The 15,359-nt window shown below is 53.0% G+C and carries 14 protein-coding genes; 7 read left to right on the forward strand and 7 right to left on the reverse strand.

Going from position 1 to position 15,359, the window contains the following annotated elements; translation table 11 throughout:
• Positions 1-4: 4 nt before the first annotated feature.
• Genes cysW through LBJ36_01635 form a run of 7 tightly spaced genes read left to right on the forward strand, consistent with a single transcriptional unit; the run spans position 5 to position 8,065 of the window.
• Positions 5-823 carry a sulfate ABC transporter permease subunit CysW gene (gene cysW, locus LBJ36_01605; protein MDR1377737.1) on the forward strand — a complete coding sequence of 273 codons (819 nt, stop codon included), beginning with the start codon at positions 5-7 and terminating at the stop codon, positions 821-823.
• Positions 824-1,882: an ABC transporter ATP-binding protein gene (locus LBJ36_01610; protein ID MDR1377738.1), complete on the forward strand. Its 1,059-nt coding sequence runs from the start codon at positions 824-826 to the stop codon at positions 1,880-1,882.
• 33 nt (positions 1,883-1,915) lie between these two features.
• On the forward strand, positions 1,916-3,661 hold the full coding sequence (locus LBJ36_01615) for an adenylyl-sulfate reductase subunit alpha (protein ID MDR1377739.1): 1,746 nt from the start codon (positions 1,916-1,918) through the stop codon (positions 3,659-3,661).
• On the forward strand, positions 3,658-3,969 hold the full coding sequence (locus tag LBJ36_01620; protein MDR1377740.1) for a ferredoxin family protein: 312 nt from the start codon (positions 3,658-3,660) through the stop codon (positions 3,967-3,969). Before LBJ36_01615 ends, LBJ36_01620 begins: the two co-directional genes overlap by 4 nt.
• A gap of 18 nt (positions 3,970-3,987) precedes the next feature.
• The gene (gene cysD, locus LBJ36_01625; protein MDR1377741.1) at positions 3,988-4,878 is read left to right on the forward strand and encodes a sulfate adenylyltransferase subunit CysD; all 891 of its coding nucleotides are present in this window, start codon (positions 3,988-3,990) and stop codon (positions 4,876-4,878) included.
• 38 nt (positions 4,879-4,916) lie between these two features.
• Positions 4,917-7,517: a PLP-dependent transferase gene (locus LBJ36_01630; protein MDR1377742.1), complete on the forward strand. Its 2,601-nt coding sequence runs from the start codon at positions 4,917-4,919 to the stop codon at positions 7,515-7,517.
• Positions 7,514-8,065, forward strand: a complete 552-nt coding sequence (locus tag LBJ36_01635; GenBank protein MDR1377743.1) for a bifunctional precorrin-2 dehydrogenase/sirohydrochlorin ferrochelatase — start codon at positions 7,514-7,516, stop codon at positions 8,063-8,065. The genes LBJ36_01630 and LBJ36_01635 overlap by 4 nt, the downstream gene beginning before the upstream one ends.
• Before the next feature lie 518 nt (positions 8,066-8,583).
• Here the strand turns inward: LBJ36_01635 and LBJ36_01640 are convergent.
• The 7 genes from LBJ36_01640 to LBJ36_01670 form a co-directional block, all read right to left on the reverse strand.
• Positions 8,584-9,588, reverse strand: coding sequence for an ABC transporter substrate-binding protein (locus LBJ36_01640; GenBank protein MDR1377744.1), 1,005 nt, complete (start codon positions 9,586-9,588; stop codon positions 8,584-8,586).
• A gap of 1 nt (position 9,589) precedes the next feature.
• A complete protein-coding gene (locus LBJ36_01645; protein ID MDR1377745.1) occupies positions 9,590-9,871 on the reverse strand; it encodes a transposase in 282 nt (93 codons plus the stop codon).
• A gap of 21 nt (positions 9,872-9,892) precedes the next feature.
• Complete coding sequence (locus tag LBJ36_01650; GenBank protein ID MDR1377746.1) at positions 9,893-11,353, reverse strand: aryl-sulfate sulfotransferase; 1,461 nt, start codon at positions 11,351-11,353, stop codon at positions 9,893-9,895.
• Between the two features lie 12 nt (positions 11,354-11,365).
• The gene (locus tag LBJ36_01655) at positions 11,366-12,889 is read right to left on the reverse strand and encodes an aryl-sulfate sulfotransferase (GenBank protein ID MDR1377747.1); all 1,524 of its coding nucleotides are present in this window, start codon (positions 12,887-12,889) and stop codon (positions 11,366-11,368) included.
• Positions 12,890-12,913: 24 nt separating this feature from the next.
• Positions 12,914-13,714, reverse strand: coding sequence for an ABC transporter permease (locus LBJ36_01660; protein MDR1377748.1), 801 nt, complete (start codon positions 13,712-13,714; stop codon positions 12,914-12,916).
• Positions 13,711-14,493, reverse strand: a complete 783-nt coding sequence (locus LBJ36_01665) for an ABC transporter ATP-binding protein (GenBank protein MDR1377749.1) — start codon at positions 14,491-14,493, stop codon at positions 13,711-13,713. The genes LBJ36_01660 and LBJ36_01665 overlap by 4 nt, the downstream gene beginning before the upstream one ends.
• Positions 14,494-15,172: 679 nt before the next feature.
• A partial coding sequence (locus LBJ36_01670) for a hypothetical protein (GenBank protein MDR1377750.1) occupies positions 15,173-15,359 on the reverse strand: 187 nt, incomplete at its 5' end.

The raw sequence follows: 15,359 nt of genomic DNA on the forward strand, positions 1-15,359 counted from the left end.
AGAGATGGACGCGGAGCAAAAATTTGTCAAGAAAGCGCTGATTTTCGCGGGAATGGCTTTCATCGTCGTCATGCTGGTCGTTCCGCTCGTCACGGTGCTGGTGTACTCCCTGCGAGAGGGATATGCCGTTTTTTCCGAGGCAATTACGGACAACTACGCGATCAAAGCCTTAAACCTCACTTTATTCGTCACGGTCATTACGGTCGTCGTCAACACGTTTTTCGGAGTGGCCGCTTCTTGGGCGATCACCAAATTCCGGTTCAGAGGCAAACAATTTCTGACCACACTCATCGATATCCCCTTTTCCATTTCACCGGTCATCGCGGGCCTGGTGTTCATTCTGGTCTTTGGTCGGATCGGTTGGGCCTATCCTTTGCTGGAAGCGCACGGCGTCAAAATCGTCTTTGCCGTACCGGGTATCGTACTCGCAACCCTGTTCGTCACATTTCCTTTTGTGTCAAGGGAACTCATTCCCCTCATGCAGTCCCAGAGCAGCGACGAAGAAGAAGCCGCGGCGCTAATGGGGGCGAAATGGCTCCATATTTTTCGCAAAATCACCTTTCCACACATCAAGTGGGGATTGCTCTATGGAGTGATTTTATGCACAGCCAGAGCGATGGGGGAATTCGGCGCCGTATCCGTCGTGTCCGGGCATCTGCGCGGAAAGACCAACACTCTGCCTTTACACGTGGAAATTCTGTTCAATGAATTCCATTTGACCGCCGCTTTTGCCGTTTCTTCCCTCCTGGTCGTCATAGCCGTGATTATCTTGATCCTGCGGAACATCGTCGAATACAAAGTGAAAAAAGGGGACTCGCTTTAAATGTACGTGGAACTGAAAAATATCGACAAAAGTTTCGGCGGTTTCCGCGCCGCCGCCGGTGTGTCCTTTTCCATCGAAAAAGGGAAGCTGGCAGGTATGTTGGGTCCTTCCGGCAGCGGTAAAACCACGATTCTGCGCATGATAGCCGGATTGGAACACCCCGACTCCGGTGACATCTATATCGATGGGGTTCGAGTCAACGACATCGCGGCATCCAGACGAGGGGTCGGGTTTGTTTTCCAGAACTACGCGCTGTTTCGCTACATGAACGTATTCGACAACATTGCTTTTGGACTGGAAGTCCAAAAAAAGGACAAAAAATTCATCAATGAACGCGTGAGCGGTTTGATTAAGCTGATCGGCCTGGAAGGAATGGAAAGGCGCCACCCCCATCAGCTCTCCGGCGGGCAAAAACAACGCGTGGCCTTTGCTCGTGCTTTAGCTCCGAATCCGCATCTGCTCCTCCTGGACGAACCGTTCGGCGCGATAGACGCCAAGGTCCGCAAAGAGCTGCGGATATGGCTGCGGGAAACCATAGTCAAAGTGGGCATCACGTCAATTTTCGTCACCCACGATCAGGACGAGGCAATCGAGGTGGCGGACGAGATTATCGTTACGAACAGCGGGCGTATCGAGCAAAAAGGCTCTCCCTCGGATATTTACAAGCACCCCGCTACGCCTTTTGCCGCGAAATTCATCGGTCAGTCGTCGATCCTGGAAAACTACGCCGTACTGAAGGGGTTCGAGCCCACAGAGGGATACGATAGGGCCCTCATACGGCCAGAGTTCATTCATGTCACGAAGTTCGGCAAACAACAGTACGTCAACGCCGCCGAGGAAGGAATCCTTGAAGGCGTGTTTTTCCGCGGAGGGCTTTTGGAGTTGCGGGTGAAGATCAAAGAAATGCATTTCACCACCTACCGTTCGCCGGAAGAAGAGGAATTATCACCCGGCGAGCGCGTCAGCGTAGTGATTTACCGGCTCTTTTTGTACGACGACACGCGGGTGCTCTTGGTCAAAAACAGTATGCTGGAAGACACGAACCCGGTCTTCATCTAATCGGGTCATGGTTCAGGTCATAAGGTTCAGGTTATGAGGAAGAAATTATCTTTGAAAATATTGTCCACCGACTTTCTCTGTATCGGCGGTGGCGCGGCAGGGTGTTACGCCGCGCTGACTTTCTGTGGGCAGTCCGATGGTTCGGTGATCGTTGTCGAAAAAGCGAACATTCGGCGCAGCGGATGTCTGGCTGCTGGGGTCAACGCCCTCAACGCCTACATCGTTCCCGGTAAAACGCCGGAGGATTACGTCGCTTACGCCCGCGCTGACGCGGAAGGCATCGCGCGGGAAGACCTGCTTCTGACGATGGCGGAGAGGCTGAACAAAACCGTGGCCCGCGTGGAAAAGCTGGGATTGACCATCCTGAAGGACGAACACGGCGCCTACGCCACACGCGGCAATCGAAACATCAAAATCAACGGAGAGAATATCAAACTGCTTCTGGCTGCTGCTGTGGAGCGCGAACCCCGGATCACCGTTCTAAACCGTGTAAACGCCATCGACTACATCATTCAAAATGGGCGCGCTGTGGGGGTTTTCGCGGCGTCCGCGGAAAAAGAAGTTTTGTACGCGATCTACGCCCGCGCCGTGCTCTGCGCCACCGGGGGCGCGGCTGGGCTGTACAAGCCCAACAACCCTGGCTTTTCCCGGCACAAGATGTGGTACCCGCCTTTCAACACTGGCGCTGGGTACGCGATGGGTATTCGCGCTGGGGCGGAGATGACCACCTTCGAGATGCGCTTTGTCGCTCTGCGATGCAAGGATACGCTGGCCCCGACCGGCACGCTGGCGCAAGGAGTGGGCGCAAAGCAAGTCAACGCCTTAGGCGAGGAGTACGAGCGAAGATATGGTTTCACGACCGCGTTACGAGTATACGGCGCGACGCGCGAAAACTTGGAAGGACGCGGGCCTTGTTGTTTGCGCACCGCGGGAATCACCCCGGAACAAGACGAAGATTTGTGGCGTGCCTACCTCAACATGGCGCCGATCCAAACGCTGAAATGGATCGAGAGCGATATGCCGCCGAGCGCGCGCAATGTGGAAGTCGTCGGCAGTGAACCCTACATCGTCGGCGGGCACACCGCCAGTGGATATTGGGTGGATGCCAGCCGCGAAACCATGATTCAAGGGCTTTTCGCGGCCGGTGACGTGGCTGGCGGCTGTCCGCAAAAGTATGTTACGGGCGCGTTCGCCGAGGGGGAAATCGCCGCGGAGTCCGCGCTGAAATACATGGCGGATGAAGCGCCGCAACCCGATCTTGTGAAAATCGAGGATTTTCAGTCTCGTTTGGAAAAAATCCTGAACAGACCGAGCGCCGATAGAGCCGATAGAGCCTATAAAATCGATAAAGCCGATAAAATCAATGGCTCGGAAAGTTTTTCGCCGTCCGCGGACGACCTGGAGGCGGAAATGCAGGACGCCATGGATCGATACGCCGGAGGAATCGGATCGGGTTATGCCTTTTCGGAGGCGAGTCTTCGGGTTGCGGCGCAAAAAATCAACGAGATCGAGGCGCAGACTCAATCGCTTCTCGTTCCCGATATGCGGTCGCTGTTAGAAAGGTTCGAGCTGACGGATCGGCTGACGGTGTGCCGATCGGTTCTCGCTCATTTGGCCGCGAGGAAGGAAACCCGCTGGCGCGGCTTCGCGGAGAACCTGGACTACCCCGATAAAAGCGATGAAGGGTTGAAATTCGTCAACTCCAGATTAGAAAACGGCGAGCTGAAAGTCTTCACCCGCGAAATCGGTCGCGGAGAAAAGGCGGGAGGTGTCGCGTGAGTGTCGAGATTTTGCGGGACCGATGCAGGGGCTGCGGGCTTTGTTCTCAGGTTTGCCCCGGCGGTCTGATCGAAGTATGCGACGGCCGGGCGTATATCGCCAAACCCCAGAACTGCTGGGGCTGCGCTTCATGCCTGAAAGAATGCCCAGAGGGCGCGCTGCGGCTCTACCTGGGCGAGGACATTGGAGGGTTGGGCGGTCGCCTGTGGGTTCGGCGCGACGGCGTACTGCTGCGCTGGCATATCGCAATGCCGGATGGTTCCGTGAAGGTCCTCACTGTGGACAGTCGGGACGGAAATAAATATTGAGCTGACGAAGGTGTTGTCATGACGCATTTGAACGAATTGGAAGCCGAAGCGATCTATATCATTCGGGAGGTGGCGGCGGAGTGTGAACGCCCTGTCATGCTTTATTCCATCGGAAAAGACAGCTCCGTGATGCTGCACTTGGCTTTGAAGGCGTTTTACCCCGAAAAACCTCCTTTTCCATTTCTGCACATCGATACGGGTTGGAAATTTCGTGAAATGATCGAATTTCGCGACCGCCGGGCGAAAGAACTGGGCATTACTCTGTTGGTCTACCGCAACGAGGAGGCCATCGCTCAGGGCATCAACCCCTTCGATCACGGTGCGGCTTATACGGATATTATGAAGACGCAGGCTCTCAAACAGGCACTGACACAGTACAAATTCACAGCGGCCTTCGGAGGTGCCAGGCGGGATGAGGAAATGTCCCGCGCGAAAGAGAGGGTTTTCTCTTTCCGCAACGAACAACATGCCTGGGACCCGAAAAAACAGCGCCCGGAGGTTTGGAAACTGTACAATACGCAAATCGGCAAGGGCGAAAGCATTCGCGTCTTCCCGCTCTCCAACTGGACAGAAAAAGACGTCTGGCAGTACATTAGGCGCGAGCATATCGAAATCGTTCCGCTGTACTTCGCGGCGAACCGCCCGATTGTCGAGCGGGAGGGCAATTTGATCATGGTGAACGATGAACGCATGACGCTTTTGCCTGGCGAAACGGCGCAAATCAAGAAGGTGCGTTTCCGTACTTTGGGTTGTTACCCGCTGACCGGAGGCTACGAATCCGACGCGGACTCGCTGGACGCCGTCATAGAGGAAACGCTGTCCGCGATCACATCTGAGCGCGCCAGCCGGGTTATCGACAAAGAAAGCAAGGGTAGCATGGAACGGCGCAAACGAGAAGGATATTTTTAAGAGAAGATCGAGGGGCTTGATACATGAACGGTTTATTTATGAACGGTTTATTGAAGTTCATCGCGTGCGGGAGCGTAGACGACGGAAAATCCACTTTGATTGGACGTATTTTATACGACGCCAAGCTGCTGTATGCCGATCAGGAACAGGCGCTGCTTCTGGACAGCCAACTGGGCAGCCGCGGCGGGAAAATAGACTATTCTCTGCTGCTGGATGGCCTGATGGCCGAACGGGAACAGGGCATTACCATCGACGTGGCGTACCGCTATTTCACCACCGACGCCCGAAGTTTCATCGTGGCCGACACGCCGGGGCATGAGGAATATACTCGCAATATGGCGGTTGGCGCCGCTTTTGCCGACTTGGCGGTTATTTTGGTGGACGCCGTCAAAGGCGTGTTGAGACAAACACGTCGTCACGCGCGGATTTGTGCGTTGATGGGAATTAAATTCTTTGTTTTCGCGGTCAACAAGATGGATCTGACGGAGTACGACAAATCCCTTTTCGAGGGTATTCAAGCCGATATTTTCGCGTTGCGCGATGAACTTTCCTTAAAAAACGCCGCCGTCATACCCCTTTCCGCCACCGAAGGCGACAACGTTACGCAGCGCTCGGAACGCGTTGCGTGGTACGATGGGCCGACGCTGCTGTCCTATCTCGAAAACGTGGACGTTTCGGATGACGTCTTCGAGACGGGTTTTTACCTTCCGGTACAGCGGGTTTGTCGTCCCGACCAAAGTTTTCGCGGTTTTCAGGGGCAGGTAGAATCCGGAGCGGTGCAGGTAGGAGACGTGGTCACGATTTTACCTGGCGGAGAAAACGCGGTGGTCAAAAGTATTTACGTTGTCGATCAAGTGAATCGAAACATTTCCGAGGCCGCCACCGGTCAGCCGGTCACCCTTCAACTGGACCGGGAGGTGGACGTGTCCCGCGGGTGGGTGCTGGAGCGGGGTGCGAAACTCTCCGTGGGAAGAAATTTTGTCGCCTCTCTGCTGTGGATGGACGACAACGAGCTGACGCCGGGCAAGGAAGGAATCTATTGGGCCAAAATCGGCACGCGGCTGCTGCCCTGTGCCGTAGAGAAAATTCTCCACAAAACCGATGTGAACAGCGGAGAGAGCCTTCCCGCCTCGTCGCTTTATAAAAACGAAATCGGTCTTTGCGACGTCGCCCTCTCGCATCCGGCGGTTTTCGACGTGTTCAAGGCGCACAAAACACTCGGAGAGCTGATTTTAATCGACCGAGTGACCCACTCCACAGCCGCTTGCGGCGTCATCGAGGCAATAGGAGAGAGTCACGAACTTAAAAAGTGTGAACTTAAAAAGCGCGAACTTGAAAAGTGCGAACTTGAAAAGAAGAGTGACGGCCCTATGAAATTCAATACTCTGTTGCTGCACGGCTTCCAAAAATCCTTCGCCGGAGGTCCTTCCGTTACCGATGGAGACGCTGGCGCGACCCTGCCGCCCATTTATCAGAACTCGGCTTTTGCCTACGAATCCGCGGAAATATTGGGGCGGGTGTTCGACAACAAGGCTCCAGGTTTTGTGTATACCCAGATCAACAATCCGACGATTAGCGCTTTTGAGCAACGCATGGCCTTCATCGAGGGCGGGGCGAGCGCGGTGGCCTGCGCTTCTGGTATGGCGGCGATCTCCATGACGCTTCTCAACATTCTGCAAAGCGGAGACGAAATTATCAGCAGCAACGCGCTCTTCGGCGGTACGTTGGATTTATTCGGCGATCTGGAACACTTCGGAATACACACCCGTTTCGTCGAGGACATGACCGGACAGGGAGTCGAATCCAACATCACCGAGAAAACGAAGGTGGTGTTAACGGAACTGATCAGTAATCCCAAACTCAACGTCGTCAACGTGAGGGAGCTGGCGAGTGTGACCAACCGACGGGGCATCCCATTGATCATCGACAGCACTACCGCCACCCCGGCGCTCATTCGTCCGCTGGAAGAGGGCGCGGACATCGTGGTCCATTCCTCGTCGAAATACATCAACGGCAACGGAAGCGCCATAGGCGGAGTCATTATCGATGGAGGAAAGTTCGAGTGGGATTTCGCGAAATTTCCTGTTCTGCAGAAATACGGCAAAATGGGAAAGTTGGTTTTTACCGCTCGACTGCAACAGGATATCTGGCGTAATTTCGGGTCTTGCATGTCCCCACAGCACGCTTACCTTAATTGTCTAGGGCTCGAAACTCTGGGCCTGCGAATGGAGCGCCTCTGCGCCAACGCTCTGGCTCTGGCGAAATCCCTCGAACGGAACCCGGATATCGCGAACGTAAACTATCCAGGACTCGATGGAAGTCCCGACAAAATCAACGTTGATCGTCAAATGAAAGAGGGGCGCGGCGGCGCACTTCTGACGTTGCGGGCAGGGTCGAGAAAACGAGCTTTTAGGCTGCTTGACAACCTACAATACGCGCGTATCGCGACAAACATTGGGGACGTGCGTACCCTGGTGATCCACCCGGCCTCCACAATCTACGCCCATTTCACAGAGGAACAAAAGCGCGCGGCTTCTGTATACGATGATTTGATTCGCGTGAGCGTCGGTTTGGAAAACGCCGAGGATCTGATCGACGACTTTGCACAGGCGGCGGCCCAAGCAAACCGCGACGAATGAGCTGTCGTGAGAGTGGACCTCCGCGCGATGTCTATCCCTGTATTTTTCCCCTTTTTCCGTTTTTCATGAATATCGCGGGACGCAAGGCACTCGTCATCGGTGGGGGCTCCGTGGCTCTGCGGCGTACCCGCGCTCTCCTGACTTGTGGCGCGACCGTGACGGTTATCAGCCCAGAGTTTCACGAAGATTTTTCTGTTCTTTCCCAGATCTACGGGGAAAATTTACGGTTGGTCAAAAAACGTATTGAAAAAGTTAAAGATCTCGATTTTGCCGGTGTTTTTATAGCGGTTCTGGCGACAAACAACAGAGAACTCAACCGCGACCTGGGGGAGCAAGCGCGAAAGGCGGGTATACTCGTTTCCGTATCCGACGCGCCGGAAGAATGCTCTTTTTTCTTTCCCGCCCTGGTGACCGAGGGGGAGGTGGCCGTGGCGGTCTCGGCGGGGGGTTGCCCGTCGCTGACCCGGCGCCTGAGTGATCGCCTGCGCGCAGTGTGGAGCGGTTGGGTTCAGGAAGCGAAACGGGGCGAGGTTATTTTTCTAGATTAGGACTTAGGGTTTCAATTTACTTTACTACCCGTTTTGTTTTTATGACCCGTATCGTTTTCAATACTTATGTTGTTTTCAGGTCCCATTGGAAAAGAGATCAGACACTCTGAGAATATTTACAGCCGCATTAATATCCCGGTCGTGTTCCGCCCCGCATCTCGCGTTGATAAGCCATAAAAGGAGTTTAACATGAAAGTAGACATATGGTAAGAAACCAAATACAAAACAAACGCTGCTGTTGGCGGCGTTGCGATTCTTATCCAACGGCTGAAGCCGTTGGATAAGAATCGCTTTATCGTAATTGATATTATGCAAAGAAAGGGAGTCTGCTACGTTTTTGAAACGTTTTTTTAAACCGCTTATTGTCGTGTTCGCCGTGCTACTCAGCGCAGCCGATGCCGTCGACGCTCGCTTTCGTTAATTTACTGGTGCTGTTGCATTCTCGTCGAGTAAGTCCTCACAAAGATCGAGCTGTGCCTCAACAAATTTTGCAAAGACGCTTTCCTCTCTATTCTATTCTATTCATGATCATAACTGACGCTTTCTGGGAACGCTTCTTTAAGCGCCTCTACGTTGACATAATCACGCACGTCAAACACGTTTTTTATGAAACCTGCTCCCCGGCCCCATTGATTTATAGCGTCGAGCGTGTCGAGTGTGGTTTGGGTAAAATTGACGCTGATTTCGTTCCGCTGCAGATTCATCAACACCTGCTCGGCGGGAATGTTGATCTGTTTCTGTACGATTTCGGCGGTTTTTTCCGGTTCCGCATTGATGAACCGCACTATTTCTTCAAGGGCTTTCACGTAATTCACGACAATGTCTTTATTCTCAGTGAGAAATTTTTGCGTGGACAGCAAGACTGTCACCGTTTGTGAGTCGATGGTCGCGAGATCAGCGATCCCCCGGACGGAGGGTATTTCCGCGAGCGCGACGGACGCCTGTCCACCTCCCCACATCCCTGTCGCTTGTTTGGATTTCAGAGCAGCAACGCCCTCTTGTGGGCTCCCTATGGGCAGTTGTTTGATAGAAACCGGATCGACGCCAACGGTTTGCAGCAGCCTAGCTGTCCAATATTCCTCCACGGTGCCCTTGCGCAGCGCGATGGATTTTCCCGCCAGATCCGACGGAGAGGTGACTGTATCGTCATTGACGTAAAATGCCCAGGAGAACGGCGTGCCCGCTTTTGAAACAGCGAATTTGGTGTAGATACGAAGGTCGCTTTTTTCCATAGCCCCGATGCGGTTCAAAATCGCGAAGTCCGCCGCCATGCCAAAATCGAGCTGGCCAAGCGTGAGCGCGTCGATCGTATTGATCCCGGCTGAAAACGCTTGAGAAATAACGTTCAAACCGTATTTTTTGTAAATTCCCAGTTCTTCCCCGACCGCTGGCACGAAAGAATCGGTTTCTCCTGCCATCACACCCACGCGTATTGTGGGGAGGGTTTCCGCCCCAAGAGCGGAAAACACGAAAGACAAGAAGAACAACATTGTGACCGCGGTTATTTTTTTCAAAGCCCTCATCTCAATCGAACCCCTTTGTTGTTGTTATATCGTTATATCTTGACATACTCCCATGACTAAAGTCATGGGATTCTAAGATCGACAAAGACAGCCTACTGAAACCGGTCTTACATCTTCTCCTTACGTCTTCTCCTTTAAGAGTGGATGCCCCCACTCTGAGAATATTTACAGCCGCATGAATATCCCGGTCGTGTTCCGCCCCGCATTTCGGACACGTCCATCCGCATTTCGGACACGTCCATCCACGGGCCGAACGGGCTCCGCTCCCCTGAGCTTGAACAATGACGTTATATGAAACACAGTTTTATTCAAAAATTCGCGTGCCCTTTCGGCGTTCTCTGGGCAGCAGGTTGATCGCTGGGTACTCGAAAGCCGAGAGACGTTCCAGCCCGACGCCCGTCACCAGGACCGCACTTTCGGAGTTTTCCCCGACGGGCGAACCTGGCACGCGATAATACCGTATATCGGGCGCCGCTATCGATTCTTCTTTTGGTAGATCCCGTTGAGGTATCCACTCGTAGGGCACCCGGTAGGCTCTGTACACCATGTTGTGAGTGCCTCCCATAGAATTTGAGTAGTATGGGTTGATGTACTCCCACACGGTCCTGTGATCGATGGTCACCTCGAAAATTCGCCCGTCCGAACCTTCAGTGATGAGAGTGTTCCCGTTTGGCAGGCGCTGCGCGGAACTCACATACGGACTGTAAAAACGAAATTCATCGGAGAAGCCTGCGTTGACCGCGTTATATTCCCACTCGACCTCCAAAGTGACGGGGTTGAACTCGATCACGCGCGAATAATCCCTGTGCACGCTGTTTTGTCCCGTTTTGGACGTCCCGCCCGGTAGGCCGTACCCTCCCCACCCACCGTTGTCGAACACGAGCAGGTTGCCCTCTCCGGGCAATCCTTTGGGAATCATGTGAAGATGATGCTGCCCTATGATCCAACCCAGTTGTTCAAGCGCCGCGTTCTCCCGAAAATCGGGCCCGATGCGCCAAGCCACCTTACCGGTGGCCTTGCTGGTGATCGCGAGGATATTCGCGTTGCGGGCGTCCCAGATCATATTGTCGGGATGAAAGCGCTCATCGCCTGAGTCGTACCACTTATTGGGGCCGAGCGTCGAAAGACAGTTGACATGCAGCCAATCGCCGAGTCCGCTTGTGACCACCGAAGGATTGCGGAACAGTACGTTGAGAGCCTTTTCGTCGAAACCCAGTTCATCGAAATGTTCATTCGCGTTCCACTCCCAGAGGAGATTTCCCTCCCAGTCGACTTCGATGAAGCGGTCATCCAACAATTTTTTGTCGGATATCCTGTTGTTGACGATGTCCTTATGGACCAAGATCAGCGTGTTTCCTCCATCGACGCGTGGTTTCGAGAGCGGGGAGTAATAACCCACCGACGACCCCTCACGTTCAAAATCGTGATGCTGACGCGCGATGTACTCGGCTGGCCTGTCGGGGTCCTCTATGAATTCGTTTTTCTCGAACTTCCACACGACCTTACCGTCCCAGTCCACTTGCAGCAAAGCCAGGTGATCCTGAAAGCCGTATTTTGGATTTCGCGCGCCTGGAGAACCAAAGACCTGTCCACCCGGCAGGATCTTGTTGGGAAAACCGAGCAAACCCTCCCAAAGTTGCACTTCATTGCCCCTCATGTCGATGAGCAAAGCCCCTTTAGCCGAAGGAAATATCGTGTACCCGCTCCACGCGGACGCTGAATCGTAGTACGTCGTGCCTGTCGGGTATATTCTTGGATGTCCCATGATCATCTCCTCCTATTTCTCAAATTTCTCAAAATCGACGACTTTCTCAAAATCGACGACGCAGAAATTCGACAGCTCGGCCGCGCCGGACGGAGAAAGTTCACGGAAAGGATCGGCGACAAGTTTTTCCGAGCCGCCGGCCACTCCCTCGACCTTGGTCACCTTGCCTCCTGGCCCAAGAGGAGCTCCAGGGACACGGAATTCGCTGACATTCGGAGCCTCTATCGAGTTCTCGTCTGGCGGGTCGAGCTGCGGTATCCAACCGTAAGGCACACGATAGGCCCTATAGGTCATGTTATTCACTAGAATTCCGTCGCGTCCGCGTGTTATCGTGCGAAAATAAGGTGAGACATACTCCCATACTGTTTTGTGTTCCGGAGTCACCTCGAACAGCCTGCCGTCGCGCCCTTCGGTGATGAGCGTATTGCCGTTGGGCAGACGCTGGGCCGAGCTGACAAACGACGTGTAGAATTTGTACGAGTCGAGAGGGTGAATGTGTCCCGCTTCTTTGGGAGAATACTGCCACGCTATCTCAAGCGTCGTTGGGTCGAATTCGAGGATGCGCGAATAATCACGGCGTACATTCGCCGTTCCGTACTTCGAGACGGAGTTCGGCGCTCCATACCCCGCCCAGCCTCCGTTGTCATAGACGAGAAAATTTCCCTCTCCTGGAAGTCCCTTTTGGATGAGGTGCAGATGGTGCTGGCCTATGATCTGCCCAAGAGCGCCCCCGGTTTTCTCGAAGTCAGGACCCACGCGCCACACTATTTTCCCCGTCTTTTTGTCGATGATCGCCATCACGTTCGCGTTCCGGCCATCCCACACGATATTGTCCGGGTGAAAGCGGCCGTCCCCGGCGTCGTACCACTTATTTGGGCCAAGCCTGTTGATGTTATTGATCGCGAGCCAAAACCCCTGCCCGCCGTGCGCCACGTCGGAAGACGGAAGCCGGTATAGAACATTCTTCGCCGCCTCGTCGAAACCCAATTCGTCGAAATGCTCATTCGCGTTCCACTGCCAGACGATCTCTCCATCCCATGTGACCTCGATTATGGAGCTGTCGAGCAGCACTTTGTCCGATACGTGAGGATTGAACACGTTCCGCGTGACGATCATCAGCGTATTGCCGCCATCCGCGCGCGGCGCGCCTCCAGGCGAGTAATATCCGGTCGCGGAGCCCTCCCTCTGGTAATCGTGATTCTGCCTGGCGATCCACTTTGGGGGCCTGCCGGCGTCGGCGACGTATTCGAACCTGTCGAACTTCCAGACGATGTTTCCATTCCAATCCACCTGAACGAGGTCCAGGTTGTCGAACGTGTGACAAGCCGGGGCGCGTTCACCGGTGCTGCCCATCACGTAACCTCCAGGCAAAATTTTGGGAGGATCGCCCTTGAGTCCGCGCCAAACGCGAACTTCTTTCCCGTTCATGTCCATGAGGATCACGCCCTTGGCAGACGGCAGAACAGTGTAACCGCTCCAGGCGGCGTCCTTGTCGTAAATAGTCACTCCGGTCGGATAAATTGTCGGATGGCCCATCTCATACCTCCTCAAACATATTAATCATTTCACGCCATACCTTTTCAGTGCGGTGCTCCCGAAAAGCCTGAGCAGTCTATCGGAGAAATATCCCGACAACCCCAGGGTCAGTATGCCGACGAAGATCCAGTCTGTCCGAAAGTAAAGGCGCGACGTGTAGATCAGGTAGCCTATTCCGCTCTGCGCGGCCAGCATTTCCGCCGCGACGATCGAAACGATCGCCCCGGAAAGCCCAAGCCGTATGCCGGTGAATATGGATGGCGCCGAGGCGGGGACGGTCACGGTGTAGAAAATCTGAAATGGGGAGGCTCCTTGAGACTGAGCGACCCGCGTTTTTATCTTATCGATGCTGACAACGCCCGCAATAGTGTTGATGGTAACCGGAAAGATCGTCGCGTACACGATGATGGCGATTTTCGACTCCTCCTCAACGCCAAACCACATCAGAAACAAGGTCAGAAAACCGATGGCCGGCACAAACCGGAAAAAATTCACGAACGGCTCAAAAATCTCTCTGACGAGGGCAAATTGCCCAACGGCCAACCCGATGGGGATTGCGCACACTATCCCGATACTCCAGCCCGCGAATATTCTCATGAAGCTGATCGCGACGTAATCGAGTAACACTCCGTTCTTGAGGATCTCCCACCCCCCTATCAAAGTCCGCGCCGGTCCCGGCAAAAAATTGGCGTCGTTGTACATCGAAGCCGCCTGCCATACCGCCAACAGCAACGCGAACGTCACGATTCCCTTTTTCAACAAAAAACCGATAATTTTATTTCCTCTGTTTTTTCCTTGTAACGCCATATCTCCACCAGCCCTCATATCTCGTATTCGACGTCAAAGAACCCCTGTATTTTCTGGATAAACGCGGAAACCTGGCTATTGTCGATTTTGCGCGGATAAGGAACCCCGATCTCAATCGTTTCGATGATCGTCGCGTTGGGTGCGCGGGACATGACACTGACTTTTTGTCCGAGAAAAACCGCCTCCTGGATGTCGTGCGTGACGAAAAGAATCGTTTTTTCGGTTTCTCTCCAGATACTGATGACCTCTTTCTGCATCAGCCTGCGCGTTTGAGCGTCGAGAGCGCCAAAGGGTTCATCCATAATCAAAATCTCCGAGTCGTTCGCGATGCTTCGCGCGATTTGCGCGCGTTGCTTCATACCTCCGGACAGTTCATCAGGATACTTGTTCTCGTGCAACTCGAGTCCTACCAATCGGATGCACTTTCGCGCTGTTTCACCACGCTCTTTTTTCGGTGTCCCGCTGAGCCGCAGGCCATACTCGACGTTCTTCTGCACCGTGAGCCACGGGAATAGAGCAGCGTCAGCGTTTTGGAACACCACTCCTCTATCCCTGCCGGGGCCCTCGACATCGTTTCCATACACCGTCACCTTGCCACCGCTTTTCGGGACAAAACCCGCAATAATGTTGAGCAATGTCGACTTTCCGCACCCGCTCCACCCCAAAAAGACGTGAAATTCTCCTCTCGCTATGTCGAGATTGATGTCGTCGAGTATATTGCTTCCGGCCCCGTTTCCCGCTTCCGAATCGTAGGATTTGGAAAGATGCTCGATTCGGATCGCTATTTCTTTCTCCATTTGTCCTTCCCCACTTATTCTTTCTTGTGATATACATAACGCTATAGCGTGTCGTATTGATAAAATATATTAATCATATATGAATTATATAATTACTTTTACACATTATTTCCCCTTTGTCAAGAGAGAGGACAGGAGAAATCAAGGCAACAGTATTTACTTTCCATCAAGCATTCCAATCACTAGCTTCGCATATTCGCATAGGTATTTTTACGATAAAGCGATGAGAAAGCCAACGGCTTCAGCCGTTGTTGGATGAGAGGTGAGATTGGATGAGAGATGAGATTGGATGAGAATCGCAACGCCGCCCACGGTGGCGTTTGTTTTGTATTTGGTTTTTTGCCATACGTCTACTTTTATATTAAACTCCTTTTATAGCTTATCAACGCGAAATGCGGGGCGAAACACGACCGGGATATCAATGTGGCTGTGAATATTCTCAGAGTAGGGACATCCACTCTTAAAGGAGAAGACGTAAGACCGGTTTCAGCCGGCTGTCTTTGTCGATCTTAGAATCCCACAGCTTTAGTCGTGGGAATATGTCAATCGTCGTGTTATTGCTTTCCGATATAAAATGTGGTATAAAAATAGGTATAAAATATGAGATGTGTTTGGCGGAGAAAATTGGGATTCTAAATTTTGTGTCAAGGTTTTGATCGAGTTAATTTAGGGGAGAAAATCATGATTTCAACGCTTGTTTTTCACGTAAAATCGGATATAATAATAAACAAGCAACAAGCAACAAGCAACAAGCAACAAGCAACAAGCAACAAGCAACAAGCAACAAGCAACAAGCAACAAGCATTATCTTCTTAAATTCTTCAAAGCTCTTTGTCTCTTTGATATAATAACTATTGCGGCTTCGT

It is taken from the genome of Synergistaceae bacterium (genome assembly GCA_031267575.1).
Lineage (GTDB): Bacteria > Synergistota > Synergistia > Synergistales > Aminobacteriaceae > JAIRYN01.